At 68.3% G+C, this 25,172-nt stretch carries 25 protein-coding genes and 1 pseudogene; 16 read left to right on the top strand and 10 right to left on the bottom strand.

What is annotated here, in order from left to right; all coding sequences use genetic code 11:
- Nucleotides 1–168 precede the first annotated feature (168 nt).
- A complete protein-coding gene (locus OHT76_RS41105; protein WP_328875981.1) occupies nt 169–1,068 on the bottom strand; it encodes a LysR family transcriptional regulator in 900 nt (299 codons plus the stop codon).
- Here OHT76_RS41105 and OHT76_RS41110 point away from each other — a divergent pair.
- Both OHT76_RS41110 and OHT76_RS41115 read left to right on the top strand, forming a co-directional pair.
- On the top strand, nt 1,045–2,499 hold the full coding sequence (locus tag OHT76_RS41110; RefSeq protein ID WP_328875982.1) for an MFS transporter: 1,455 nt from the start codon (nt 1,045–1,047) through the stop codon (nt 2,497–2,499). The two genes, OHT76_RS41105 and OHT76_RS41110, sit on opposite strands and share 24 nt — an antisense overlap.
- 269 nt (nt 2,500–2,768) lie before the next feature.
- Nucleotides 2,769–3,453: pseudogene (locus OHT76_RS41115) on the top strand (sigma-70 family RNA polymerase sigma factor).
- A gap of 257 nt (nt 3,454–3,710) precedes the next feature.
- Here the strand turns inward: OHT76_RS41115 and OHT76_RS41120 are convergent.
- On the bottom strand, nt 3,711–4,253 hold the full coding sequence (locus OHT76_RS41120; protein WP_328875983.1) for an ArsR/SmtB family transcription factor: 543 nt from the start codon (nt 4,251–4,253) through the stop codon (nt 3,711–3,713).
- A 57-nt stretch (nt 4,254–4,310) separates the two neighbouring features.
- Between OHT76_RS41120 and OHT76_RS41125 the strand changes: the two genes are divergently transcribed.
- The gene (locus tag OHT76_RS41125; protein WP_328875984.1) at nt 4,311–5,216 is read left to right on the top strand and encodes a S41 family peptidase; all 906 of its coding nucleotides are present in this window, start codon (nt 4,311–4,313) and stop codon (nt 5,214–5,216) included.
- A 133-nt stretch (nt 5,217–5,349) separates the two neighbouring features.
- Here OHT76_RS41125 and OHT76_RS41130 read toward each other — a convergent pair whose 3' ends face one another.
- From OHT76_RS41130 to OHT76_RS41140, 3 genes are all read right to left on the bottom strand, one after another.
- A complete protein-coding gene (locus OHT76_RS41130) occupies nt 5,350–5,922 on the bottom strand; it encodes a transposase (RefSeq protein WP_443049890.1) in 573 nt (190 codons plus the stop codon).
- A 262-nt stretch (nt 5,923–6,184) separates the two neighbouring features.
- A complete protein-coding gene (locus tag OHT76_RS41135) occupies nt 6,185–6,688 on the bottom strand; it encodes a GtrA family protein (protein ID WP_328875985.1) in 504 nt (167 codons plus the stop codon).
- A gap of 34 nt (nt 6,689–6,722) precedes the next feature.
- A complete protein-coding gene (locus OHT76_RS41140) occupies nt 6,723–7,388 on the bottom strand; it encodes a DUF4097 family beta strand repeat-containing protein (RefSeq protein ID WP_328875986.1) in 666 nt (221 codons plus the stop codon).
- A gap of 311 nt (nt 7,389–7,699) precedes the next feature.
- Between OHT76_RS41140 and OHT76_RS41145 the strand changes: the two genes are divergently transcribed.
- Complete coding sequence (locus tag OHT76_RS41145; RefSeq protein WP_328875987.1) at nt 7,700–8,179, top strand: DUF6924 domain-containing protein; 480 nt, start codon at nt 7,700–7,702, stop codon at nt 8,177–8,179.
- 100 nt (nt 8,180–8,279) lie between these two features.
- On the opposite strand, the gene OHT76_RS41150 is transcribed toward OHT76_RS41145, so the two are convergent.
- Nucleotides 8,280–8,603 (bottom strand): hypothetical protein, encoded by a 324-nt coding sequence (locus tag OHT76_RS41150; RefSeq protein ID WP_328875988.1) that lies wholly within the window; start codon nt 8,601–8,603, stop codon nt 8,280–8,282.
- Between the two features lie 231 nt (nt 8,604–8,834).
- On the opposite strand from OHT76_RS41150, the gene OHT76_RS41155 reads away from it, so the two are divergent.
- Complete coding sequence (locus tag OHT76_RS41155; protein WP_328875989.1) at nt 8,835–9,314, top strand: HIT family protein; 480 nt, start codon at nt 8,835–8,837, stop codon at nt 9,312–9,314.
- Nucleotides 9,315–9,375: 61 nt separating this feature from the next.
- Here the strand turns inward: OHT76_RS41155 and OHT76_RS41160 are convergent, their stop codons facing one another.
- A complete protein-coding gene (locus OHT76_RS41160; protein WP_328875990.1) occupies nt 9,376–9,939 on the bottom strand; it encodes a cysteine hydrolase family protein in 564 nt (187 codons plus the stop codon).
- Between the two features lie 221 nt (nt 9,940–10,160).
- Here OHT76_RS41160 and OHT76_RS41165 point away from each other — a divergent pair, with 221 nt between their 5' ends.
- Entirely contained in the window at nt 10,161–11,285 is a 1,125-nt protein-coding gene (locus OHT76_RS41165) for an ABC transporter substrate-binding protein (protein WP_328875991.1), read from the top strand.
- A gap of 13 nt (nt 11,286–11,298) precedes the next feature.
- Here the strand turns inward: OHT76_RS41165 and OHT76_RS41170 are convergent, their stop codons facing one another.
- Nucleotides 11,299–13,428 carry a tetratricopeptide repeat protein gene (locus tag OHT76_RS41170; protein ID WP_328875992.1) on the bottom strand — a complete coding sequence of 710 codons (2,130 nt, stop codon included), beginning with the start codon at nt 13,426–13,428 and terminating at the stop codon, nt 11,299–11,301.
- Nucleotides 13,429–13,552: 124 nt separating this feature from the next.
- On the opposite strand from OHT76_RS41170, the gene OHT76_RS41175 reads away from it, so the two are divergent.
- The 8 genes from OHT76_RS41175 (at nt 13,553) to OHT76_RS41210 (ending at nt 20,661) form a co-directional block, all read left to right on the top strand.
- Nucleotides 13,553–14,278, top strand: a complete 726-nt coding sequence (locus OHT76_RS41175; protein ID WP_328875993.1) for a hypothetical protein — start codon at nt 13,553–13,555, stop codon at nt 14,276–14,278.
- 99 nt (nt 14,279–14,377) lie between these two features.
- Nucleotides 14,378–15,244 carry a GNAT family N-acetyltransferase gene (locus OHT76_RS41180; RefSeq protein ID WP_328875994.1) on the top strand — a complete coding sequence of 289 codons (867 nt, stop codon included), beginning with the start codon at nt 14,378–14,380 and terminating at the stop codon, nt 15,242–15,244.
- 425 nt (nt 15,245–15,669) lie between these two features.
- Nucleotides 15,670–16,398: a TnsA-like heteromeric transposase endonuclease subunit gene (locus OHT76_RS41185; RefSeq protein ID WP_328875995.1), complete on the top strand. Its 729-nt coding sequence runs from the start codon at nt 15,670–15,672 to the stop codon at nt 16,396–16,398.
- Entirely contained in the window at nt 16,391–16,540 is a 150-nt protein-coding gene (locus OHT76_RS41190; protein WP_328875996.1) for a hypothetical protein, read from the top strand. Before OHT76_RS41185 ends, OHT76_RS41190 begins: the two co-directional genes overlap by 8 nt.
- On the top strand, nt 16,540–18,468 hold the full coding sequence (locus OHT76_RS41195; RefSeq protein WP_328875997.1) for a Mu transposase C-terminal domain-containing protein: 1,929 nt from the start codon (nt 16,540–16,542) through the stop codon (nt 18,466–18,468). The genes OHT76_RS41190 and OHT76_RS41195 overlap by 1 nt, the downstream gene beginning before the upstream one ends.
- Nucleotides 18,462–19,532 carry an ATP-binding protein gene (locus OHT76_RS41200; protein WP_328875998.1) on the top strand — a complete coding sequence of 357 codons (1,071 nt, stop codon included), beginning with the start codon at nt 18,462–18,464 and terminating at the stop codon, nt 19,530–19,532. Before OHT76_RS41195 ends, OHT76_RS41200 begins: the two co-directional genes overlap by 7 nt.
- Nucleotides 19,516–20,391: a TniQ family protein gene (locus OHT76_RS41205; protein WP_328875999.1), complete on the top strand. Its 876-nt coding sequence runs from the start codon at nt 19,516–19,518 to the stop codon at nt 20,389–20,391. The genes OHT76_RS41200 and OHT76_RS41205 overlap by 17 nt, the downstream gene beginning before the upstream one ends.
- A 9-nt stretch (nt 20,392–20,400) precedes the next feature.
- Nucleotides 20,401–20,661: a hypothetical protein gene (locus OHT76_RS41210; RefSeq protein ID WP_328876000.1), complete on the top strand. Its 261-nt coding sequence runs from the start codon at nt 20,401–20,403 to the stop codon at nt 20,659–20,661.
- 206 nt (nt 20,662–20,867) lie between these two features.
- Here the strand turns inward: OHT76_RS41210 and pdxR are convergent, their stop codons facing one another.
- On the bottom strand, nt 20,868–22,319 hold the full coding sequence (pdxR, locus tag OHT76_RS41215) for a MocR-like pyridoxine biosynthesis transcription factor PdxR (protein ID WP_328876001.1): 1,452 nt from the start codon (nt 22,317–22,319) through the stop codon (nt 20,868–20,870).
- A gap of 115 nt (nt 22,320–22,434) precedes the next feature.
- Here pdxR and OHT76_RS41220 point away from each other — a divergent pair, with 115 nt between their 5' ends.
- Nucleotides 22,435–23,028 carry a TIGR03086 family metal-binding protein gene (locus OHT76_RS41220; protein WP_328876002.1) on the top strand — a complete coding sequence of 198 codons (594 nt, stop codon included), beginning with the start codon at nt 22,435–22,437 and terminating at the stop codon, nt 23,026–23,028.
- 214 nt (nt 23,029–23,242) lie between these two features.
- Nucleotides 23,243–23,500, top strand: a complete 258-nt coding sequence (locus OHT76_RS41225; RefSeq protein WP_328876003.1) for a hypothetical protein — start codon at nt 23,243–23,245, stop codon at nt 23,498–23,500.
- Nucleotides 23,501–23,862: 362 nt separating this feature from the next.
- On the opposite strand, the gene OHT76_RS41230 is transcribed toward OHT76_RS41225, so the two are convergent.
- Entirely contained in the window at nt 23,863–24,648 is a 786-nt protein-coding gene (locus OHT76_RS41230; protein WP_328876004.1) for a maleylpyruvate isomerase N-terminal domain-containing protein, read from the bottom strand.
- Between the last annotated feature and the right edge of the window lie 524 nt (nt 24,649–25,172).

The raw sequence follows: 25,172 nt of genomic DNA on the forward strand, positions 1-25,172 counted from the left end.
CAGGTTCGGCGTACTGAAGATGACCCGCTGGATCGGCGGATCGACATCGTCGTCGTCGAACCCGGATCGATCCGCACCGGATGGGGCGCCATCGCCGCCGAGACGCTCAAGGAGACCTCCAGCAAGGGCGCGTACGCGACCATGGTCGGCAAGGTCGCCACCAATTGTTCAGGCGTCCGGACTCGGGGGAGGGTAGGCGGCGAGCACGAGGTCGATGAGAGCTTTGGCCGCGGCGGACGGGCGACGGTCGGCCGCGGTGATCAGCGAGGGCACGAACAGCGGTTCTGGCCGCACCCTCCGCAGGGTGACACTGCGCGAGCCCGAGGCCACTGACGCGCTCAGAAACGCGAATCCGAAGCCTGCTCTGACGAGTTCGACGACGGTGGGGATGTCGGCCACTTCGACGGCGACCACGCGCCGCAGACCGTTTTCCTGGAACAGCCGGTCGACGCTGAGGCGGGTGCCCCATCCGGAGGGAACGTCCACGAACGGCTCGCCGTCGAGCTCGTCGAGCGCAATGACCTTGCGCTTGGCGAACGGGTGGTCGTCCGGACAGGCCAGCAACATCGGCTCGGACGCCAGCGGGTGCACCGTCAGGCCAGGCGGATAGTCACTGGGCAACGCGGCGAAGGCCAGGTCGAGTCTGCCGTCGATCACCTGGTTGACCAGCTCGACGGAACCGCCCAGGGCGGCGCTCGGGATGATCTGGACCTGCGGGCGTTCCCGGTGGAAGCGGGTCAGCACGGCGGCCAGGTCGATCACGGTCATCGAGTGCATGATGCCCACCCGCACCGAGCCGCGGAGTCCCCCGTGCACGGCGGCGACGGCGTCCCGGGCGGCGTCCGCAGCGGACAGTGTGTTGCGTGCCTCGACGAGGAGCGCCCGGCCGGAGTCGGTGAGTTCGACGTGGTGCGTGGTGCGATCGAACAGCTGGCTGCCGAGCTCGCGTTCCAGTGACCGGATCGAAACGGACAGCGCCGACTGTCCGAGATGGACGCGGGCGGCGGCGCGAGTGAAGCTGCGCTCCTCGGCGACGGCGACGAAGTGTTCCAGGTGCCGCAGCTCCACGTCATGCTCCGGATCAATGACTTTCTTCGAAATTCTTTGTTGGACAGCATAACCGCACCACAGGAGGCTGAAGGGGCTGGGCGCGGCAACGGGCTGCGGCCATCGATCGTCTATCGCGACAAGGACACCCCCTTCATGTCTTCTGTCATCAGCGCCGGAGGTGAGCGGGCCGGGCTCGGTCACCTGCACCCCTCGCATCCCGCGCATCCGCGACGCCGCCTGCACCACTCGTTCGGTTTCTGGGCCGCGACGCTGGCCTTCCTGGTGAACATGGGTTTCTCGGCGGTCCCGACGCCGCTGTATGTGCTGTACCAGCAGCGCGACCACTTCTCCACGATCATGCTCACCGTCGTGTACGCCGTGTACGCGGTCGGGGTGATCGTCAGCCTGTTCCTCGGCGGTCACCTGTCCGACTGGGTGGGGCGCAAGTGGGTGTTCGTGCCCGCGCTGCTGCTCAACGTGGTCAGCGCAGTGATCTTCCTGCTCGCGCCGAGCCTGTCCGGACTGATGGTCGCCAGGATCATCTCCGGCATATCCATCGGCCTCACGACGGCCACGGCCACCGCCTACCTCGGTGAGCTGCACATCGGGGTGCTCGGCGGCGACACGAGCTCGCCGCGCCGCGCCCAGGTCGTCGCCACCGCGGCCAACCTGGGCGGCATCGGCGTCGGCCCGCTGGCCGCCGGCCTGCTGGCCGAGTACGCGCCGCAACCGCTGCGCCTGCCCTACATCCTGTTCGCCGCCGTGCTGCTGGTGCTGGCCCTCCTGGTCGCGCTCTCACCGGAGACCGCGGACCGGCCGGTTCCCGCCCCGCGCTACCGGCCGCAGCGGATCGCCGTACCGCGGCACGCTCGTGGGATGTTCTTCGCCGCCACCGCCACGGGCCTTGCCTCGTTCTCCGTCTACGGCGTGTTCAACTCGCTGGCTCCGAGTTTCCTGGCCGGCACGCTGCACCAGGGCTCGCACGCGGTGGCCGGCGCGGTGGCATTCGCCGCGTTCGCCGCGGGCGCCGTCGCACAGATCGCACTGAGCCGGGCCGACCTGCAACTGTCTCTCCGCATCGGCCCGTTCCTCCTCATCCCGGGCCTCGCGCTCCTTGCAGGCGGGATGTGGCTGCCGAACCTGGCGACGTTCGTGATCGGTGGCGTGCTCACCGGCGCCGGAGGAGGTCTGGCCTTTCGGGGTGCGCTGGTCGCCGCGGGGTCGACGGCCCCGCCGGAGTCTCGGGCCGAGGTGCTTTCCGGCTTCTTTCTCGGCGGGTACATCGGGCTGTCGGTTCCGGTCGTGGGGCTGGGCATCGCCACGCAGTACGTGTCTGCTCGCCTGGTGATGCTGGTGTTCGTGGTGCTCGTGGCCGCCGCCGTGGTGCTGTGCACCCGCTCGGTGCTCGCGCAGCACGCCCAGGGCGACACGGGGGTGCGACCCGAGTGACCTGGTCGCTGACAAGAGTGACCTGGTGGCGATCGAGAAGGACAACTCCCGCATGCCGTAGAGCAGCCGCGCGTGCGCCTGAAGGGGGAAACAGCCACGACCACCACCAATTCACCCCGGCCGGCAGCTCTTGGGCCGGCTCCGACGGAGAGGGGCCTTCGATGCCTCGGTCCATCACCAACACTCTGGTCTCCACTGCGGCCAGAACCGCGACGGTAGGCGGTAGAACCGGCCGACACCGCGGACAGCGCGCAGAGGATGACGGGCCTGTGCCTGGCACACCCGGCACCGGGCACGGGCGTCACCGCCGCACCGCCCCCGCACTATCGATGCGGTCCGACACGAAACGAGGCGTGCCGGGTCGGGAGCGAATCCGACGCGGAGCGCAGCGCGCGCTTCGAACGGGACGCGCTGGCCTTGCTCGACCGGATGTACTCGGCCGCGCTGCGCATGACCGGCAGCCCGGCCGACGCGGAGGAGCTGGTGGAGGAGACGTACGCGAAGGCGTGCGCGTCGTTCCACCACCTCCGTACGGACAGTGAGCTCAAGGCCTGGCTCTACCGCACCCTCATCAACACGCTCATCGACTCCCACCGGGGGAAGTGGAGCGGCAACGTGGCGGAGATCGAGGCGTTGCCGCCGGCGAGCGGCCAGTCCCGTATGTCGACCGGCATGCGCGGGGCCGATGCGCAGGCACTCGAGGCCCTGCCCGCCGCGCGCGTCAAGGCCGTCCTCCAAGCGCTGCCGGAGGAGGAAAGGACCGCCGTCTTCCTGGCGGACGTGGACGAGTTCACCCGCAAGGAGATCGCCGACATCATGGGCAGGCCCGTCGCAACGGTGAACTGATGCCTGCGCCGAGGGCGGCGACAGCTACGTGGGCTGCTGGAGGACTGCGCACGTGAGCGCGGGCTCCTCCCGGCAGGCGGGCGAGATGGTCAGGAATCGGGCTGGTGAGTGCCACCTTGGCACGGGCCCTCGGCCCGGCAGCCGATCTCTCCTGACAGCACCACGCGTTGCGCCACCTCGCCGAAGGCGTCGAAGTCCCGCGTAGCGGAGGGCGGCGCCAACCTGCCCGCCCTGAACCGCCCTTCGGGCGGTCGGATGGGATCCCGGGCTGACGGCAGATCTGTCCACGACCTTCGAAGAAAGTCGCGTGCAGCGCGCTGATCTGGGGCGACTGGGGGGTGTGCTGTCTCGGGAGGTTGGTGCCGCTAGGCGGAACCAGTGGTGTCGGTCGGCAGGGCCTGTTGATAGAGCGCCACCAACACACCGTGCACGGGCTGGTCCTCGGCATCCTCCTCGGCCTCATCGACCAGTTGGGCGAGGGCTTCGCCGAGTTCTCTTGCCTTCGCAGGGCTCAGTCGCAGGTGGCGCAGTGTCAGGTGAGGCTCGACAGGAGAGCGGTCCAGCTCCTGGGCGACCGCGGCGAGCATCGCGGCGGTGCCTGCCGCTTGGGGTTCGGCTACGACCATCTGGCGGGCCGTGCGCTGGTAGTACTGCTCGGTGCCGCCGCGGACCTGGCGGGTCTCGGCGATGTGGACCAGCCCGGCTTCGCGGAGCACTTTGAGGTGGTGGGCCACGTTGCCCTTCTTCGCGTCGAGCTGCGCCGCAAGCTGGCTGGTGGTGGCAGGCCGGTGGCCCAGGGCGAAGAGCAACCGCTGACGCAGTGGGTGGGAGAGCGCCGCGAACTGCTCAGGCGCACCGATCTCCAGGACGTCCTCAGGAGGCGGCGGATAGGGAGGCTGATCACGCATACCGAAAGTGTCTAAAGCCTTTGACGCTTTCGCAAGGGCAGTGCTCTACTCCCTGCCATGACGACTGTGACGAAGCTTGTGCCGGCCCCTGTCATCGACGAGACGGCACGGCTGCTGACCGAGCACTACGTTTTCCCCGAGATAGCTGAGCAGCTGGCCGGTCTGCTGCAACGACGCCTCACCGAGGGCGCCTACGACGTCGACGACGCCGAGGAGCTCGCCCGCCTGGTCACCGCGGACCTGCAGTCCGTCAACGGCGACCGGCATCTGAGACTGAAGCACCACGCCGCCCCGGTCTCCCCGAAGCAGGGGGCGGCCACCCGGGACGCCATGCGCCGGGACTTCGACTCCTCTCTGGGCGGTGCGCCCCGGGTGCAGTTGCTCGACGGAGGGGTCGCCGTGGTGGAGCTGGCGCCGATGCTGTTTCCGCTGGAGTGGGCCGCCGAACCGCTGAGCGCCGCGCTCACCATGGCCTCCCGTGCCCAGGCGCTGATCGTGGACCTGCGCGCCAACCGGGGCGGCGACCCGGACACGGTCGCCTTCGTCTGCAGCTACCTGCTCGACGAGCGCACCCACCTCAACACCATGTACTGGAGCGGCGGCGAGCGCAGCGAGCAGTCGTGGAGCCTGCCGCACGTTCCCGGCGCGCGCTTCGGCGGCAGCAAGCCGTTGTACTTGCTGTCCAGCGACAGCACCTTCTCTGCCGCTGAGGAGCTGGCGTACGACCTCCAGCAGCTCGGCCGCGCCGTAGTCGTCGGCGAGCCCACCCGCGGCGGCGCGCACCCGTGCCAGGGCTGGACCCTGCACCCACACCTGGAAGCCACCGTCCCCGTCGGCCGCGCCATCAACCCCGTCTCCAGCACGAACTGGGAGGGCACCGGTGTGCAGCCGGACATCCCCTGCGCCGCTGCTGACTCCCTCGACCACGCTCACGCCCTGGCGCTCGACCGACTGGCAGGCTGACCCAGTCCAGCTCATCGACAGCACTGCGCGCAGCTCGACGCGGTCGCGGGTGGCGATCACTCGCGATGTTCATGAGTGTTCAGGCGCCGGCGGGGGGTGTTTCTATGTGTTCGGTCAAGGTCTGCGGGCTTGGTCAGGCTGCTTGTTCGCGCCCGGGTTGGTAGAGGGTGCGGTGCTTGAGCATGGCGTGCAGGACGTCCACGCGGCGGCGGGTGAGGCAGATGAGGGCCGCGTTGTGACCCTTCTTTTCCGCCCGTTTCCTGTCGTAGTAGGCCCGCGACTCTGGGCTGCTCAGCGAGGCGAACGAGGCCAGGAACAGAGCCCGTTTGAGCATCTTGTTGCCGCCTCGGGGTGGCCCTTCGCCGCGGATTGAGGTTCCCGAACGACGTGTGGTGGGGGTCAGTCCCGCGTAGGAGGCGAGGTGGGCGGCAGTGGGGAACGCGCCGGCGTCGCCGACCTCGGCCAGGATGCGGGCACCGGTCCTGACTGCGACCCCAGGCATGGAGGTCAGGACCTTCGCGAGAGGGTGGGCCTCCAGCAGGGCCGTCATGCGGGTCTCCAGGATCTCGCGACGCCTGAGGAGAACGGCGAGAGACTCGGCCAGACAGGAGATGATGTCGCCGGCCGAGGCCGTGCCGTGGTGGGTGGACTTGCCCACGTCCAGGGCGCAGAACACGTCGATGGATGTGAAGTCGTTGCTGGTCACCGGGCTTTCCCTCCCCGGAGTCACCACCGGTGGCCCGCCCAGGCACCGGAGATCGGCAGCCACATTACGCAGCCCTGCCCATCGGCGGACACGCTTCCATCAGCGACCATCCGGTGCCGCCAGAACCGGCGACAGCCCCGGGGAGTTCCGCGTACGCACTCAACGCCCACCGCCCTCTCGGACTCGAACTCCCGCCCGGTGGTGCTGCCGTCGGCTCCCGACGTCTCGTTGGGCGATGCCCGTAGTGGGGGCGGGTGTTGTTCTATGCCGCGAGGACGGGTTCGGTCGGCGTCTGCTGGTGTCTGACCGGTGGTGCGGTCCGGGCCGTGCGGCGGGTGGTGAAGACGTAGAGGCGGAGGGTGAGGTAGCGGGCCGTGCCTGCGAGGGCGGAGGCGCTGAGGTAGACGGTCTGCTCGGTCAGCATGCCGGGGCAGGGCTGTATGAGGTGCAGGGCCCATATGGCGAGGCTGGTCGTGAGGTAGGCGGCGGTTGCTGTGCCGGCTGACTGCCAGTGCTCTCGCCATCGGGCGCCGCGTCCTCGGGCGAAGGTGTAGCGGGCGTGAAGTTCGGTGCACAGCAGGGTGGAGACGATCGTGATGACCGCGTTCGAGGCCGCCCAGGGCATGGCCATGGCCAGCAGCGGTACGGCGAGGCTGGCGAGGATGCCGGTGCCGCCCCCGAGGATGACGAACCGGATGAAGGAGGCGAGGGGGCCGGGGCCTGCCGGGGTCGCCGCCTTGGGCTTGTGTGAAAGCGGCGACTTCATGGCGATGTCCTTCCCGGTGGGTTGGGTGTTCCTGTCAGAGGCTGCGGGCGGTGATGTCGCCGTGGGTGGTGGTGGCGCGGATGTCGAGTTCGGCGGTGCCGTCGTTCTTGAGGGCGTTGCTGATCCGGCCGTAGCCGGTGCCGGCGTCCAGGGCGGCGGAGACTCCGGCGGCGGCGGTGACCGAGATGTCGCCGGACTGGGTGCTGAGGACGACCTCGCCGCGTACGGCCTCGGCGATGCGGATGTCGCCCCGCTGGGTGCTGATCTTCGCGGGGCCGCCCAGCCGGCCGACCTCGACGTCGCCGTCGGTGGCGGTGAGGCGCAGGCTCGCGGCCTCGTCGATCTTGATGCGGTGGTAGGCGCCGTCGAACTCGACGTCCCCGAGGCGGCCGACGACGCGCAGTTCGCCGGCGGCCGTCTTCGCCTCGACGCGGGAGCCGGCGGGCAGCTTGACGGTGACCTCGACGGACCCGGACGGGCCGAGGAGCCGGTTGCCTCCTTCCGGGGCCTGGATCCGCAGGACGCCGTCGTCGTAGCCGACCTCCAGCTGCTCCGCCGCTTTCACGTCACGGGACTTGGCGGCGTTGGCGGGCCGGACCTCGACGACGGTGTCGGGCCGGTCGGCGGCGATGAGCTGGATGCGTCCGGCGGGGATGTCCAGGACGGCGGAGATCGGGGCGGGGGTCTTGAACGTCTGCATCGTGCTCTCCTTCGTCTTCCGGCGGGCGCCCTGTCGGCCCGGCCGTTTCTGACGATGGAAAAGCTACGTTGCGTTCAAGAAACTGGCAACACACTCGTTGCGCTAAATCACCGTCACAGCAGCTCACAGCCGCTAAATCATTGCAACGGCTTGGAAAGTAACGCAACAGCCACACCCTCATCCGTTGCAATGGTGCGGCGATGAACGCTCCCTTGGCCCAGGGCCTCAAGCGAAGGAGGCCCCTCTGTTGTCAGCGGCTCGTGAGACAGTCGCCCCGCGCCGGGCACCGTGGGAGGGGATGCATGAAAGCGATGCCTGAGATTGTCGGGCGGGATGAATTCGACGCTCTGGTCATCAGGACTGACTTCGATGACGCCGCCGCATGGCAGGCGGTGGCGGCGGCCTTGGCTCAACCATGGGGAGACAACGGCGAGTTCGAAGCCTCCGTGTACCTCATCGACGATCCTGCTTGGGCCGAGCTCGGGCCCGATGAGGTCCTCAACGCCGTGAGACGCGACGAAAACCTGAGCGTGGTGTTCCTCGCCGACCGAGTCACGATGCAGTCTGTCCATCACGCGCTGCTGGCCCTCGACATCGCCGAGGACGAAGACGACGACCTCGACCCGATGTACTACCAGGAGCTCATCGACTCCCCGCCACCTCGCGAATTCCGGACTGTTCCGGCGGGCGTCCACGCGGTGCACGGAAACCTGTCGATCGGCAACATGGACTTCGCGGAGTTCGCAGAGGCGGCGTTCGCCGATCCCGACCGGATCTATCGGTCCTTCTGAGCGCGCTGCTCCCGCCAACAGCCTGCTGGAGGCGATGCGCACACGCACGCGGACCGAGAGCGCTGACCTCGCCGTCGAGGAGCGTTGCTGCGCGGGGCTGTTACGGGTGGTTGGTGCGCGGGCGGTCCTGGGCCTCGCCGTTGAGGATGAGGCGCTTGTACGTCCAGAGCTTTGTGCGTTCCTCGCGGGTCAGGTAGTCGGCGAGGCGGTTCACTTCGTCCCAAGCCGCCGAGCGTGCGGTGCGGGCGGCCTGCCAGTCGCGTCGGCGGATGGCTTCCTCCAGCTGTCCCATGAGCTGGGTGAGCTGCTTGCGGGCTGCCTGCTGGCTCCTCGTGAACCCGGCCTGGCGGGGTACCGCGTGTCGTTCCTCCCACGCGGGACCGCCCGTGACCAGATGCACGCGAGGGCGGGGTCGGTGTGCCATGAAAACCTTGTCTGTCGGTAGCCGGGGCACCAGTGTGCCGTGCGGGTGGCTTCCCTCGCCGGCGGGGCCGGGCGCGCAAGGCGGATGGGCCGCCTGATAGCCAGTCAGGACAAGGGCCATGGTGGCTGGTCCGGGGTGCGCGCAGTGCATCGTGTGAGCGAAGCGGGTCTTGATCACTCGTGGATAGGTTTGGGTCGTGACAGGTGACAGGTGACAGGTGACAGGTGACAGGTGACAGGTGACTGGCGGACGGACCGGATCGGTGCTGCTCTGCGTGGCGAGAACCCGACCGTGCTGCGGAGGCTTGAGTCGGGGTTTGCGGTGATCGGCGATGTGCAGTTCCTGCCGGGCTACTCGGTTCTCCTCGTGGATGAACGGAAAGTTCAACGGCTGTCTGACTTGCCGAGGGCGAAGCGGCTGTCGTTTCTGTCCGACATGGACCGGCTCGGCGAAGCGGTCGAACGGGCCTGTCGCCAGCTGGACCCCCAGTTCCGCCGGGTCAACCTTGAGATCCTGGGGAACACCGACCCGTTCCTGCACGCCCATGTCTGGCCGCGGTTCGAGTGGGAACCAGCCGAGTTGGTGGGCCGGCCGGTGTGGCTGTATCCGCGTGAGCGATGGAGTGACGAGCGGTTCAGGCTCGGTCCGCAGCACGATGTGCTGCGGGACGCGATCGCCGGCGAACTGGACAGGCTGCGTTTGATGGGCTGACGGCGCGGGCTCGGTGATCAGTGACGATGGGTGGACGTCGTCGCCAGAAGACTGCCTCCCGCTATTGCGGTGCGATCGCTTTGAGCCAGTCCTCGACGGCGAGGACATCTGCCCACTGAGGGAACAGCCTCTCGGTGAGCATCGTGTGCACCTCGGGGTCGGGGTCGAGGCAGGCATCCGCCAGGACGGTGAGGCCGAAGTCCAGGTCGATGGCGCGCCACAGGGTGGACAGCACTACAGCGCTGGTGGCGATGCCGGTGAGAACAAGGCTGTCGATATCGCGAGCCCTGAGTACCAGGTCGAGGTCGCTGCCCGAGAACGCGCTCCCTCGCCTCTTGGTCACCACGACGTCGCCCTGCTGAGGCGCTACGTCGTCATGGATCTCGGTGCCAGGGGCACCCTCGCGGAACAGTCCGGCCCGCACGGCGTTTGTGATCACCTTGTTGCGAGGGCTGACTTCCGGATCGCCCGGCCGTAACCCCATCACCACGTAGATCACGGGGATGTCGGCGGCCCGGGCACCGTCGATCGCCCTGCGCAGGCGCGGCAGATATCCGGAACCGTCGTCGGCGATGGCCACGACGTCCCGCTGGACGTCCATCACCAGAAGTGCGCTGCTCGCCATGCTTGCCGTCCCTTCTCCGTTGGGAAACAAGAGCAAGTCTGGCTGATCAACCGTCAAACAGATAATCAGTTGCGGGCCGGCGACGGTGGTGGTTGCAATGTGCGCATGATCACCCGGGTGCCCCCGCAACGGCTGGATGAGATGAACGTGTACGACTGTGCCGTGCCTCCCTGCGGTCGGCGCGAACTGCGCTCGAACCGTCACGCGGGAAGCGCCGACGCATGAGTACGCCGCCATCGCCGCCTGGAGCGGCACAGGCTGACGGAACATCAATCCGCATCGGCGCTCTCGTCCCGCTGACTCGGCCTGGCTGGGTCGAGGCGGGTCGGCACCTGCTCGCTGGACTCGAACTCGCCGTTCACGAAGTCAATGACGCGGGCGGGATCCTCGGAAGGCCGCTCGAGTTGGTGGTCCGGGACACCGCTGCTGATCCGCAGAGAGCTGCGGCAGCCGTCGACGAATTGGCCGGCCTGGGCGTGACCGCGGTGGCGGGGGAGTACCACAGCGTTGTCGCCCGCGCCGCTGCCACCAGGGCGGACGCGCTCGGCCTGCCGTTCCTGTGCTCGTCAGCGGTCCTCGACGCGCTCACCGAACAGCCGACGCCATGGGTCGCGCGCCTCTCCCCGCCGCAGTCCCGAGGCTGGCAGCTCTACGCCGACTTCCTCCTCGGCGCGGGCCACAGCCGTATCGCCGTAGCAACCCAGCCGAGTGTCTACTGGGCAGCCGGGACCCGCATTTTGCGGGACTACCTCGCGCCACGCGGCGGCACCGTCATCGAACTCGACATGCCGGCGCTCAACCCCGCGGCCGTGTGCGACGAACTCGCCGACCAACGCGCGACTGCCCTCCTTCTTCTGGTCGGCCACCCGGAGCCGGCCGTGCCGATCGTGAGATCTGTCCGCCGCGACGAGCGCCTCGCCGGGCTCATGATCGGAGCTCCGGCCGGGCAGCCGGAGTTCGCGGAATGGGCCGCGTTGCTCGGCGACGACGGCGCAGGGGTCCCGTTCCTGCGCTACCTGCCCGAGCGCCTCAGCCCACTGGGTGCACGAGTCGAGACTGCCCTGCGCGAGCGGCTGGCCGAAGCGCCCTCCTTCGTTGCCTTCGAGGGCTACGACACGATCGCCGTCCTTGCCGATGTGCTGCGTTCTCACGGCGCGGACCGGGCGCGCCTCGCCGAATCCTGGCCGCGCGTTGCGGTCGAGGGCACCCGCGGGCAGGTCCGGTTCTCCCGTACGCCGGGCATCAGCGTGTGGCAATGGGTCGGGACGCCGATCCAAGTCGTTGATCGAGATCCGGGGGAACCGGGCCGCTTTCGGGTCCTTCACGCAGCGCACGAGACTTCCTGATCTGCTCCCGTCCTCAATTGAGGGGCGGCGCCAGGCCGTCGGTTTGGAGGGTCGTGGCTCGTTCGCGGGCCTCTGCGGCCTCCCGCTCGGCGCCGGCGCGCAGATAGGCGTCGGCGGAGTGCTGCCAGCAGGTGCGCGCTTCGGCCTGACGGCCCATGCTCTCGTAGGTTTCTGCCAGGTATTGCTGTGTTTCGCCTACGGCGTGCCAGTCCTCGAACTCATGGTGGGCCTCGAGAGCTTTCTCGTACGCGTGCACCGCCTCCACCGACCGTCCCGTGGACCACAGTGCGCGTCCCGCGTTCTGCCAGGCTTTGGCCTCGCGGTCCCGGTTGCCGGCCGCCCGGAACAGGTCACGGGCCTTGTTGTGCGCGCTGACGGCCTCCTCCGGGCGGCCCAGGTCCACGAGAGTGAGGCCCAGGTTGTTCCACACGTACGCCTCCCCATTGCCGTCGTTCATGGCTTGGAAGAGCGCGGAGGCTTGTCCGAGGACGTCGACGGACTCCTGCAGTCGGCCGGCCACGCGTAGCGCGGACCCGAGGTAGTTCCAGGCATAGGCCTCTCCATTGCGGTCGCCGACCGCCTTGGACAACTCACGTGCGCGGGTGAGGGCATTGATGGACTCATCGGCGCGGTCCGCCGACCGCAGGGCCAGGCCCAGGTCGTTCCAGGCACGGGCCTCTGCCTCGTGGTCGCCGAGATGCTCGGCGGCCGCCTGGGTGTAGCCGCTGATGACGACGAACTCGTCGAAGTATCGGCGGAAGTACAGATACCTGCCCAGCATGTAGCCCAGCTGGATCACCGCGGTGTTGTGGCGGGCGTCGACGGCCCATTGCATGGTGGCCAGCAGGTTGACCCGCTCGGTGTCGAGCCATGCGATGGCCTGGGCCCGGCTCTCGAACTTCTGTGACACGAGCGTGCCCGGCCACCAGCGCAGCCGTTCCACCGCGGCTGTGGTGCGCTCGAGATAGTGATCGAGTAGGCGCCCGCGGGCGACTGTGGCCTCCTGCATGAACGCGGCACTGCGCTCCGCGACCTCCACGGCGTACTCGCGGACCAGATCGTGCATGCGCCAGCGGTGTCGGCCGCTGCCCCTTTCGACCAGGTGCGCGCGTTCCAGTGCGGCCAGGTCGCCGAGCGGTGGGCGGTCGTCGCCCAGCAGCGCGGTCAGGGCGTCGATACCGGTCTCCGGTCCGGGAGCCAGAGCCAGCATGCGCAGCAGCCTGGCTTGTTGCTCGGGGAGGGCGCGGTAGGAGAGTTCGAAGGTGGCACGCATGCTGCGGTCTCCATCGTCCAGTTGGTCAAGACGGTTGCGAGATGCGCTCAGTGCGCGGCCGAATTCGCTGATGGGCATGTGCTGGTCTGCGATCAGCAGGGCCGCGGCGATTTGCAGGGCGAGCGGGAGGCAGCCACACAGCTGTGCCAGTACGGACGCCGACGTGACGTTGTCCGCCACACGTGCGTCGTCGGGATTGGCCGTACGGAGCGCGCGCCGGAGCAGGTCGCACGCGCTGTCCGTGGATAACTCGTCCAGGGTGAGCAGGCGTGCTCCGAGAGTGGGGAACTTGTGTCGTGAGGTGGTCAGGAAGCGGTGAACGGAGTCGCCGGGCAGGAGGGGACGGACCTGCGTGACGGACGACGCGTTGTCCGCCAAGATCAGCGCCGCCCCCTTCTCGCGGGCAAGTCGGGCCAGCGCGGTGCGGTAGAAGGCGGCCCGGTCCTCGGCTCGTACGGGGATGTGCTTCGGTTGGGTGCCGAGTGCTCGGAGCAGTGACTGCAGCGCCAGGTCGGCGGTGACCGGCGTCTCGTCGTACCCGTGCAGGTCGATGAAGAGCGTGCCACCGGGAAACCAGCCCCGGTTGCGCGCTTCGTGTGCGGCTTCCACGGCCAGTGCTGTCTTACCGATGCCACCGAGGCCCGAGACGGCAGCGACCAGCACGGCCTGCGGCCCCGGCTTGGTGGGGTTGAGCGCGTCGAGCAGGGCGCTCAGTTCGTCGTCGCGGCCGGCGAATCCGGTTGCCCTCGCCGGCAGCGAATCGAGCGCCGTGGGCGCGACCTGGTACGGGTGGTACTCGACCTTGCCGATTACCGGTCCGGTGAACTCCCCACCTGCGAAGTCCAGATGGTCGTCATACCTGGCACTCATCGCGCGCTCCCCCCCCGCAACGGTGTGCCCCAAAGGTACGTCACCGACACGAAGATGGGTGACAGGCTTGTCGTGCTCCTCGTAACGTGGAGGACGGCGAGTCCTGGAGGGGGGATTAGTCAGGGTGAGCGTGATCGCGGATCTTGAACGCGAGCTGTCCAGACGCATCGCGGATTACATCAGCGGCAGCCAAGAGTCCCTCGCCGAAGCCTTGTCCGTAGTGGCTCGCCCCTCGGCCTTTCCCCGTCTGATCTACGCCATCACCAGGGACGAGGACAGGTTCTCCGGCGTCGTCCACCGTTCGGTCGTGCACCCGAACGGGTTCGTCAAGATCGTGCTGCTTTCCACCGTCGACTATCGGCTCCGACTCCACGTCTGGCGCGAAAACGGTACGGCGCCAATGGAGTTCCAGGAGAGCATCCACAATCATCGCTGGGACTTTGCTTCCACGATCCTCGCAGGAGCTTATCGGCATCAGGAGTACCAACTGTCTGAAACCGGAGAGCCGTTCCTCGAATACCGCTACCAGCCGGCCGAGGACCGCCGTTCCTACACGCTCGTCCCCGTGGGAAACCGGACTCTTCGCTGCGTTTTCGACGCCCGCCTTGCCCAAGGCACCGGCTACTCGATGACCAGCGTTGTGCTCCACAGGGTGGTACCTGACCTTGCGCACCCTACGGTGAGCCTCGTGCTGGAAGGGCCGCATCAGCCCACCAGGGTCAAGGTGTTCGCCAAGTACGATCTCGGACTCAAGACGTCGACCTCGTTTGCCACGCTCGCTGCGTCCTCTTTGAAAGACCATCTCGATGCAGTCGTGGCTCTGCCAGTCTTCAGCGGGGGTCCTGCGTGAGTTCGGCAAGGGGGCAGGTGAAGGCGGCTGGGGGATGAGGTCCCGCTGCCGAAGTTGACAGGTGCGCACCTGGGGCCCGTACATCAGGGATCATGCAGCATGCGCCCAGATGACTGGCACCTCACCGAAGACATCGACGACTTCCTCGCCCGAGCCGGTGACTTCCTGCGCTCGCGCCCTGCCCTGCACAACACGCCGCTGACGGACATCGAGAGACTGCGAACACGCGGGGCGGGCGCACCCGGTACCGAAGGCACCTTCTTCGGCCGGCTGGAGTCAGAAGGCGAAGTCCGCGCCATCTGTTACCGCACTCCGCGCGGCTACCTAGGCCTCACCCCCCTCTCCGCAGAGCAGGCCGGCACCCTCACAACTCACCTGGCTGCGCTCGGTTACTCCCCCTCCGGCGTCATCGCGGACCACGACACCGCCACCGCGTTCGCCGAGGCATGGCAGCGAGGCACGGGCGCAGCGCCGGTGCCCTTCTGGCGCACTCATCTCTACCGTCTCGGCACGCTCACCCCACCGCTGCCGCGCCCCGAGGGACGGGGCCGCGTGGCGGGCGAGCAGGACCATGAGCAAGTCGTGCGCTGGTGCCGTGAGTTCTGCGTCGCTGTCGGAGAGAGCGTCACCATAGACCTCATCGACGCCGATGCCTGGGCCGATACACGTTTCGCGGACAAGCACTTCACGTTCTGGGAGACCCCGGACGGCGTTCCCGTCTCCATGGCGGGCTCGACTTCCATGGTCGGCGGCATGGTCCGGGTGGACCCCGTCTCCACCCCGGCCCCCTTCCGGGGCCGCGGCTACGCGGGCGCCGTGACGGTCGAGGTGAGCAGAGCCGCCCTGACCGCGGGCGCGACGGACGTCGTCCTGTTCGCGGACCCGGCCAACCCCACCAGCAACGCCCTCTACCAGCGCATCGGGTACGTCCGCGTGGCCGACTTCACCGGGTACAAGTTCTCCTAGGGCGCACCAGAAGTCTGCGGTACGGATGCAGAGCGGGCACGCAGAACGTCGATACGGCGTGCCGTCTGCGCGTACGGCCCGACCAGGACCGCCTCGTCGATTCGGTCGTCACTTCCCTGACCGAGGCGTATGCGTACGGGGAGGTTGCCTGGCCCCGTGTGACTGAGCGCGCTACTTGGCCACTGCGCGCTTCACTTGGCCAGCTGAGCACGATAGTGGCCCCGAACACCTCGCTCATGGTGTCCTGTCGCACTGAGGCTGTCGGATTCTCACTCGTTCTCGTTCGTGCTGTCGGATTCTCATTGCGTCGTGCGCTGAGCGACGGTGTTTGCCCCGTACGTGGGGTTTGATCTCATTTTCTTGGTCCGGTTCTCGCTGTACCTGTCACGGTCGTTTTCGGCAGGTACGCGGAGCCGGGGGCGGCGATGAATTTGGGTCTGGTCGATGTCGAGTGGGCTGACGGTGAGGGTGGCGGGCTGCGGAAGTCCGTGCTGGAGGCGGTGTCCCGGGTTCGGTTCGAGTCGGTGCTCCCGGTACGGCGGTTCACGTCGTACCGCGGGCAGCGGCACTTCACGGGCTGGTACTGGGCGGCGACGACGCAGTCGCTGGTGGGGTTCGAGTCCTGGCTGGAGCGGGACCGGGCCATGCTCCTCGATCATGACCGGAGGGTGGTGGGGCTGGCCTCGCAGCCGTTCCGGGTGACCTGGCAGGGGGAGAAGCGTCGGCTCTCCCATACGCCGGACTACTTCGCACGGTTGGAGGACGGCTCGGGCCTGGTCGTCGATGTCCGGCCAGCGGACCGGGTCGGCCCGGAGGACGCGGTGAAGTTCTCGGCGACCGAGGCGATGTGCCAGGAGATGGGCTGCTGGTCCTTCGCGCTGGTGCACGAGCCCGATCCGGTGGAGATGGCCAACGTCCGCTGGCTGTCTGGCTATCGGCATCCACGCAACCGGGTCGGCGACGTCGCGAAACGGCTCATGGACGCCTTCGGTGACCCGCGGTTACTCATGGACGGTGCCGAGGCAGTGGGGGACCCGCTGTCCGTCCTGCCGACGCTCTTCCACCTGCTGTGGTGCGGTGACCTGCGTCTTGACCTGGCGGTGCCGCTGGGAGACGGCTCCATGATCGGCTGCGCGGCGGTGAGTCATGGCTGAACTGGCGCCACGCGGGGTTCTGCGGGTCGGGGACCGGATCCGGTTCGAGGGCCGGAACCAGCAGGTCATCGGGCTGGAGGGAACGGCCCTGCGGCTGCTCAGCGACGAGGGTGACACCAGTGTCATGGCTGCGGCTACGTGATGGCGGCCGCCGATTTCGAGGTGCTGGACCGGGGGCTGGAGGCGGTCCAGGAACGAGTCCTGCCGCCGTTCGCGCTGGTGGACGCGTTGCCGCGGTCGGCTGTCGAGCAGGCCCGGTTCTGGGAACAGCACGTGGTGGAAGTACTCACCGGGCTGCCTCCGAACGCTCCGGAGGGCACGTCTCCTCGGCCCGAGTACGACCCGGCCTGGCGGACGCTGATGGAGCGAGAAGCTGCGAAGGTCGCCGAGCTGGCGGCCGGCGGGCAGCAGATCAGCAAGCGGACCTTCCGGCGGATGCGGCAGCGCTACGAGGCCGAGGGGTTGTGGGGACTGGTGGACGGCCGGTCCCGGAAACCGCCGGCCCCGGTCCCCGGCACCGGAAGGACGGACGAGCGCGTCGTCGAGGCGGTCACCGAGGCACTGGCCGGGCAGACGGACCTTTCCACGGGCGACCGCAAGCGGCTCATGCTGCAGGCCGAGCAGATCCTCGCCGCGAAGCACGGCGAGGAAGCGGTGAAGCTCCTGCCGACGAGGGCGACCTTCTACCGGCTGGTGAACAGCCTCGCCAAGAACAACGAGTCCTTCGGGTCGGACACGGTCCGCCGTCAGCGGGCGCTTCGGCCCGTGGGGCCGTTCACCCCGTCCATGGCCGCCCGCCCCGGGGAGATCGTGCAGATCGACTCCACGCGGCTGGACGTGATGGCGGTGCTGGACGACGGAGTCGTGGCCCGCCCGGAACTGACGATCGCGGTCGATGTCACGACGCGCACGATCTGCGCGGCCCTGCTCAGGCCCGCGGGCACGAAAGGCGTGGACGCCGCGGTGCTGCTGGCGAGGATGCTGGTTCCCGAGCCGATGCGGCCGGGCTGGAGCCAGACCCTGGCGATGTCGGACTCGATCCTGCCGCACCAGCGGCTCATGGCGGTGGACGCGCGGTTGGAGAAGGCCGCGGCCAAGCCGGTCATCGTCCCGGACACCATCGTGATCGACCACGGCAAGGTGTTCGTCTCCGATACGTTCTCCTCCGCCTGCTCGCTGCTGGGGATCTCCTTGCAGCTCGCCCGGCCCAGGACCCCGACGGACAAGGCGATCGTGGAGAGGACTTTCGCGTCGATCAACTCGCTGTTCTGCCAGTACGTCGCGGGCTACACCGGCTCCGATGTCACCCGTCGCGGACGCGATCCGGCCTCCGAGGCGGTCTGGACCCTCGCTCAGCTCCAGGACCTGTTGGACGAGTGGATCATCTGCTGGCAGCAGCGTCCCCACGAGGGGCTGCGCAACCCCTATATGGCGGGGCGGACGCTGTCGCCGAACGAGTCGTACGCCATCGCCGTCGCCCGCGCCGGATACTTGCCGGTCGCTCTGTCGGCGGAGGATTACATCGAACTGCTGCCCGCGGTCTGGAGGGCCGTCAACGACTACGGCATCAAGGTCAACTACCGCACCTACGACAGCCCCGAGCTCAACCGGCTGCGGAGGCAGCCGTCCGGGGTGACGGGCAAGCAGGATTTGTGGGAGGTCCACTACGACCCCTACGACGTCTCCCGCGTCTGGGTACGGCGAAGCGACAGCCGCCGGTGGATCGAAGTCCCGTGGACCCATCTGCCCATGGTCCGGGCTCCGTTCGCCGACTTCACCTGGCGCCACGCACGCCAGCTCCTCGCCGACCAGGGCCGCGACGACACCAGCGAGACCGCTATTGCCCAGGTCCTGGCCAAGCTGCTGCGCAGGTCGGGGAAGCCGCCGACCGGATCGGAGCAGGTCATGGCTCGCACCCGGGCAGCCCTTGAGGCCCCCGCACGGCCCGCACTCCCGCCTGCCCGATCCGCCGATGCGGACGACAGCGAGAACGAAGGGCCGGAGGAGGGGCCGGTCACCCCGTTCGGCGTCTTCAACCCCCTGGAAGAGGAAGTGAATCCGCTGTGGTGACTCCGCCCGACGCCCATGACGGCGAGCACAACCCGCTGACCACCAAGGACGGCTGGCGACAGTTCGTCGACGACGCCCCGGCCTGCCCGACCATGCTCTCGCTGCGGGCCTTCAAGGCCCTGACCAAGGAGAAGCGGCTCGCCTACAACGAGCCCCGGCTGGACTACCACTCCCGGCTCGTGATCGTGGCCACCCCCACCGTCCGCAACGTGTTCACCACCGGACGGCGCCTGGTCCTGCTCAACCGGCACCAGATTTCCGGCCGCCGAGGGCTGATCGTCACCGGCCAGGCCGGGACCGGCAAGACGACCGCCATCGCCCAGCTCGGACGCAACCATGAACTCCTGGTCCGCAAACGACTCGGCCCGGCCGCCGCAGGGCGGCTGCCGGTCGTCTACGTCACCGTCCCGCCCCGGGCCACCCCGAAGATGCTCGCCATCGAGTTCGCCCGGTTTCTGGGCCTCCCGGTCATCCGGCAGGAGACCCAGGCGTCCATCACCAACGCTGTCTGCGACCTGCTGATCAAAATGCGCGTCGAACTCGCACTCGTCGACGAGATCCACAATCTCAACCTCGCGACCCAGGCCGGGGCCGAAGCCTCCGACCAGCTGAAATACTTGTCCGAGCGGATCCCCGCTACCTTCGTACTCGCCGGCATCGACGTCGCCGCGAGCGGCCTGTTCAGCGGTGTCCGGGGTCAGCAGATCGCCGGTCGATACACCGTCACCGAGACCGAACCGTTTGCCTACGGCACCACCGCACAGCGGCAGAGCTGGCGGAACCTGGTCGCCTCGCTCGAAGACGCCCTGCGACTCCACCGGCACAAGCCCGGCAGCCTGCTCAAACTCGACGGCTACCTCCACGAACGCACCGACGGCGCGATCGGCAGCCTCTCCCAACTCGTCCGCGGCGCCGCCCTTGAGGCCATCATCAACGGCAGCGAGGCCATCACCCGCAAAACGCTGGAGGCCATCGAGGTCGACCAGACCGCCGAGGACGCTCACCAGGAACACCGCCGCAAGCGGCGTCCCCGCCGCGGGAGGCCGGATGCCGACGCAGCCTGACCGACTCCGCCAGCTGCCTATCGCTCTCGGCCCCGTCCATAACGAGACCCTCGGTTCCTATCTCCACCGCCTGGCCGTCGCCAACAACCGTCCCGCGGGCTTCCTCGCCCGCCTCCTGGGCCCGCTGCCGCCGGAGTTCTCCCCGCTCAGCAACACCGCGGCCGGCTGGACTCCCCACTCGCCTGAACGCCTGGCCACACTCTCCGGGCGCCCAACGTCCCAGCTCGCCCGGGCCCTGCCCGCGCTCGCCGACTTCCTCAGCCCGCATGATCCCGGGCGGCGAACGGAACAGCTGATCAGCCGCCCCTGCCGCTGCTGCACAGCCCGCCGCAGCCCCACCGCTTCCGTGGTCATCACCCTCTCGCCCGCCCACGTCCACCTCTGCCTGCGGCATCAGCTCTGGACCCGCTCCACTCACGACATCCCGCTCGTCTCCTTGCCGGAAGTCATCGAGGCCCAGCGTCGACTCGACCAGCTCGCCCGCTGTCACCGCACGGTCCGGCAAGCCCTCGACCTGGCGCGGAGAATCGTCGAGGACTGGTCGGCCTCCGGAATGCCGATCGACCTCGGAAAAGAGTGGACCGATCGCCTCGACCGAGTCGAAGCTCTCGCTGTCAGCAAGAAGGTCTCGGCTGAGGACCGCAGTCACCTCGCGGCGTTCCCCGAGATCGTGGTGCTGACGCACCTGATCCTCGACCCGCCCACCACTGCCCTCGATCCCAAGGAGCTCTATCTTGCGACGACCGCCGAGCTGAGCCGACAATTCGCGCGGATCTACACCACCCTCGGAACCCAGGACCCCCTCTACCGGCGCTTCTGTCTCTACCGCGAACGAGACTTCCGTGAGGCTCCGGGCTAAGTTCGACTCGTGGACGGCACTGAGATCACCATCAAGCTCACCCCCGACGAGGCACTCGTCCTCTCGGACTGGCTGGAGCGAGTTCAGATGACGGACCTCAGCCGTCTGGTCGACGATCCGGCCGCCTGGGCCCCGATCCACAAGCTCGCGGGGACGCTGGACAAGGCACTTCCCGGGATCTTCGCTGCTGACTACGCGGAGCGTCTGGATGCAGCACGGCGCCGCCTGAGGGAGACCATGGGCAGCTTCGCTGAAGAGCAAGACGGCTGAGTCAGCTATCCCATCCGTCAGCACGATTCCGTGAAAGCCATGTCGATTGAGAACGCTGAGGGCCAGCGTTCTCAATCGACTTGGCACCCCACCAGGTCAGCGGCTCGCCATCTGACAGATGCACTTCGACAGGACAACTCATGTCCAGAAGGTCGTCGTGGTGGTGCTGAATCGGGTGAGCCGTGTGCGGGCGCTTCCTTCCGTGTTCAGCAGTCCTGTGGCGGGCCGAGTATGCGGTGCAGGCCCGGCTCGATGTCCGGGGCGCTGATCGAGCCGTAGCCGAAGACGAAGCCCGGGCGCGCGGAGCGGTTTGCGGCGACCTCCGCCAGGGTGTAGACCGCCACGCCGGATGCCCGGACGCGGCCCGCCCGGTTCGCAAGGGCGTCGGGCTCGGCGAGATGGCCCCGGGTGAAGACGGTCACGTGCAGGCCCGCGGCGGACGGCACCAGCTCGGCCAGGCCCGCGAAGTGGTCGGTGAGCGCACGGGTGATGGTTTGGTGCCGGGTCGCGTACGTGTGCTGCATCCGGCGGATGTGCCGGGCGAGCAATCCGTCGTCGACGAAGCGGGCGAGCGCCGCCTGCGTGGGGACCGCTGTGTGCCAGTCGGCGGTGTACTTGGCGGTGCGCAGCGCTGTGCGCAGTGGGGCGGGCGCGACCAGGAAGCCGACGCGCAGGGAGGGCAGCATCACCTTGGAGAAGGACCCCACGTAGATGACGTGTCCGTCCCGGTCCAGACTCTGCAGCGTCTCGACCGGCCGTCCGCCGAACCGGAATTCGCTGTCGTAGTCGTCCTCGATCACGGCCGCGCCGTGCCGCCGCGCCCATCGCAGCAGCGCCGTTCTGCGCCGCAGGGACATCGGCATGCCGAGGGGGAACTGGTGGGCGGGGGTGACGTACACGGCGCGGGTGTCCGGCGGGATGGCGTCCACCAGCAGGCCCTCGGCGTCCACCGGTATGCCCGTGACCTTGGCGCCCTGCGCCAGAAACGCCAGCCGGGCCGGTGGGTAGCCCGGCTCCTCGACGGCCACCCGGTCGCCTGGTGCGAGCAGCACCCGCCCGATGAGGTCCAGTGCCTGCTGCGTGCCGGTGGTCACCAGCACGTCGTCCGGGCCGGTCCGCACGCCGCGGGAGAGTCCGATGTGCCGGGCGAGTGCGGCCCGCAGTCCGGCGTGGCCGGCCGGATCGCCGTATCCGACCGCCCCGGCCGCCGAGAGGCGCAGTTCCCGGGCGATCAGGGGACGCCAGGCGTCGTACGGGAAGAGCCGGGCGTCCGGCAGGCCCACCCGGAAGTCGTGGGCCGCTGTGGTCGGTCCCGTGGTCTCCGGGGCTGCCCATGGGGACAAGTCCGCCCACAGGGCACGCGGGCGCAGTCCCGAGCCGGTGGTGTCGGTGGCGGTCGCGGTCCCGCGCGTGGGCAGGCCCGTCGTACGCACACGGGTCCCGGAGCCGACCCTGCTGTCCGCGTAGCCCTCGGCGACGAGCCGTTCGTAGGCCACGCCGACGGTGTTGCGGGCCACCGCCAGGCGGCGGGCCAACTCCCGGGTCGGGGGCAGCGGATCGCCGGGCCGTAGCAGCCCGTCGTGGATCGCGGTGCGCAGTTGGCGGTAGATCTGGCCGGACAGGTCGCGCTGCCCATCGAGCCTGACGTGCATGTCCATCCCGGCTTTCCGTTTTCGGCTCGGTTGTTGTTGGCTTTCAGGCCGGCGATTGGCTCAATCGATTGGCAGCTTATTGGCTCTGGAGCTGAACCGCTGTGGATTTTACGCTCCGGCCATGGACATACGACGACTGGACCGCCAGGCGCTGTTGCTGACCGGGGAGGTGGTCTCCCAGGTGAAGACCGACCACCTGAGGTTGGCGACGCCGTGCGCGGATTGGACCCTGTACGGCCTGCTTCGCCATCTGGTCAGCCAGAACGAGGGGTTCGCCGCCTCCGCCCGCGGTGCGGGTGAGCCGTGGGCCGTATGGCGCGACGGCGACCTCGGTGATGACCCGGCCGGAGCGTATGAGGCGTCGGTGGGCGAGGTCACCGCGGCGTTCGCGGAAGACGACGTGCTGGAGCGGCGGTTCGCGCTGCCGGAGGTGGGCGAGGGCTTCGCTGTCCCCGGGCGGACAGCGATCGGCTTCCACCTGCTCGACTACGTGGCGCACGCCTGGGACGTCGCGGTGACGATCGGCGCCCCGTGGGAGCCCGCCGCCGAACTCACCACGGCTGCGCTGCGCGTCGCTGCCTTGGTCCCTGACGAGGGCCGGGGGGCCGGTGCCGCGTTCCGCCGGCAGATCGCCGTTCCCGACGACGCCCCGCCGGGCGACCGGTTGCTCGCCCTGCTCGGCCGCGTCCCGTCCTGGACGCCGGGGCCATGCTGAGGAGCCGCTGGTGCCAGGGCCCGGCCGGGGACATCCTTGGCGACCGTGCCGCAGCGAATGGCGTCGGCAGCGGCATGCGCGGTCGCCGGGACGGCCCGCTGATCGTCAGCGTCACCGACTTCACCAGCGACGCATACCGAGACTTGCCCGGCATCGCGCGCCGCGGCCTCGCGCTGCGGCGCCGCTGGCCGCATCTCGACGGAGCGGTCGGCATGTGGCTATGGGTCGTACCCTCGGCCCGGCGCTGCGGATCGGTCTCGGTGTGGACCGGACGGCGAGCCCTGGCGGAGTTCGTACGCCTGCGGAGCATGTCGCGATCATGGACGAGTACCGCGAGCGAGGCACGATCAGGTCGGTGATCCGGGAGTACCGGAGCTTCGACGCGGCGCGGATCCGCCAGGACGCGGAGGCATGGCTGATGCCGGACGATCGCTGCCGTGCCGCGCGGGGGGCGCCACGGCAGGGCGGCTGACAACGGCTTCTCAGCTCAGGGGCCAAGATCATGAGACAGAACCAGACTGGCCCACGAGCGAGACAGACCCAAGGCCCAAGGTCAGGGCACCGATGAAGGCCAGAAGAAACGAGAACCTACATGAGGTGTAGGTTCGCATTTCGCGTGTCCCTTTCTCATTGACCGTGGCCTTTGTCCGGCCCAAAGGACAGCGCGATGAGACGAACTCCTTGTCCTGTCGCATTGAAGCTGTCGGATTCTCACTCGTTCTCAATCGTGCTGGCGGATCTCATTGTGTCGCGCTCTGAGCGGTGGCGTCGTGTCTCATCTCGTTGGTGTTGGGGCAGTCTCACTGATTAGGTGAGTCAGCTGCGCTGGTCTGGTCAGATGATTTTGATCGAGTCGAGGAACCTAACGGCGTAGTCTGAGTCGCCGGTGATGGACAGGTCATGCTCCCGCCAGTTCTCCCGGCCGGTTGCCCAGGCGGGGAAGTCAATTGACCGGCCAGTGATAGATGCGGCGGCTGTTGGTCCAAGAGTGCCGGAAACGACGGTCAGCCGACCCCCGCCAGCGGGGGAGACTTTCCAGAATCCACCGGCGGGGGCGGTCAGTTTGAGGTCGATGGTGCGGTCGAGCCAGCCCATCGTCGCCGTATTCATCTGTTCCAGCCCCGCCATCATCCATTCCAGTACGCAATACATCCGGTCGAAATCGGTCTGCGGGGTTGGCCTAGCGAGCGCAGGCACGATGTCGTGACGCAGATGGGTGTGCCATTCGAACATCAGGAAAGAGGGGAGGAAACGTAGTGGGTAGCGGCCGAGGTTGCCGAAGGACACTTCGAAAGTATCGAGGCTCCCATGCAGCCGCATGACCTTCAGCACAAGATTGCTCCGCCGGTCGTACTCACGGAGGATGCGACTGGCTGGCCAATCACGGCGTGCATCGACCTGCACCTCGTTCGCAGCCTCGACGTCGTCACTCCTGAGCAGCCTAATTTTAGATAGGTTAGGCAGTATTCGGCAGCTGGCACCAAGGTGCGCCACCACGTCGCGGACCCGCCATCCGCTGGCACGACTGCCAGTCTCCCACTCTGACCCGCCGAGGTCCCGATAAAGGGCCAGCGCTGCCTGTCTCTCGGCGCGCAATGCAGCCAACTGGTACTGGAACATCCCGTCTCCTGGCAGCGTGCTTCCCACCGGGCTCGGCAGGGTAACGGACTCAAACTCGACAAGACCGCTGACGTCAACCCGCCGCCACCGGAACACAACTCGACGCGCGACAGGCCAACTGCCCCATGAGTAGCTAGGTAAACAGGGTCTTCGAAGTAAGCGGTGCGACATGGCCATGCCATCTCGGCGACCGTAGACCAGGAGCCACTCCGGGCAGTTGCCGCACAGACGCCGAGCCGCGCCAGCACTCCCGTCAACGGCTGTCATGTACGCGCGCACCGCTTAACTTCGAAGACCCGGTAAACAGCCCACTGCTGCGCAGCTCAACGGGCTGTCCGGGACCCCCTCTGCCTCCGCGAACGTGACTTCCGCGAAAGCCAAGTTGCTTGAGAACACCGATCGCCCGCCTTCTCAAACCACCTGTCACCCCCGCAGGTCAGCGAACCGATAGCTGCCAGATGCACTTCGACAGGACACATGGCGCCGTAGGTGCCGTGGCCACGCTCCTTAGAGGTCCTAACAGA

The organism is Streptomyces sp. NBC_00287, from assembly GCF_036173105.1.
Taxonomy (GTDB): domain Bacteria; phylum Actinomycetota; class Actinomycetes; order Streptomycetales; family Streptomycetaceae; genus Streptomyces.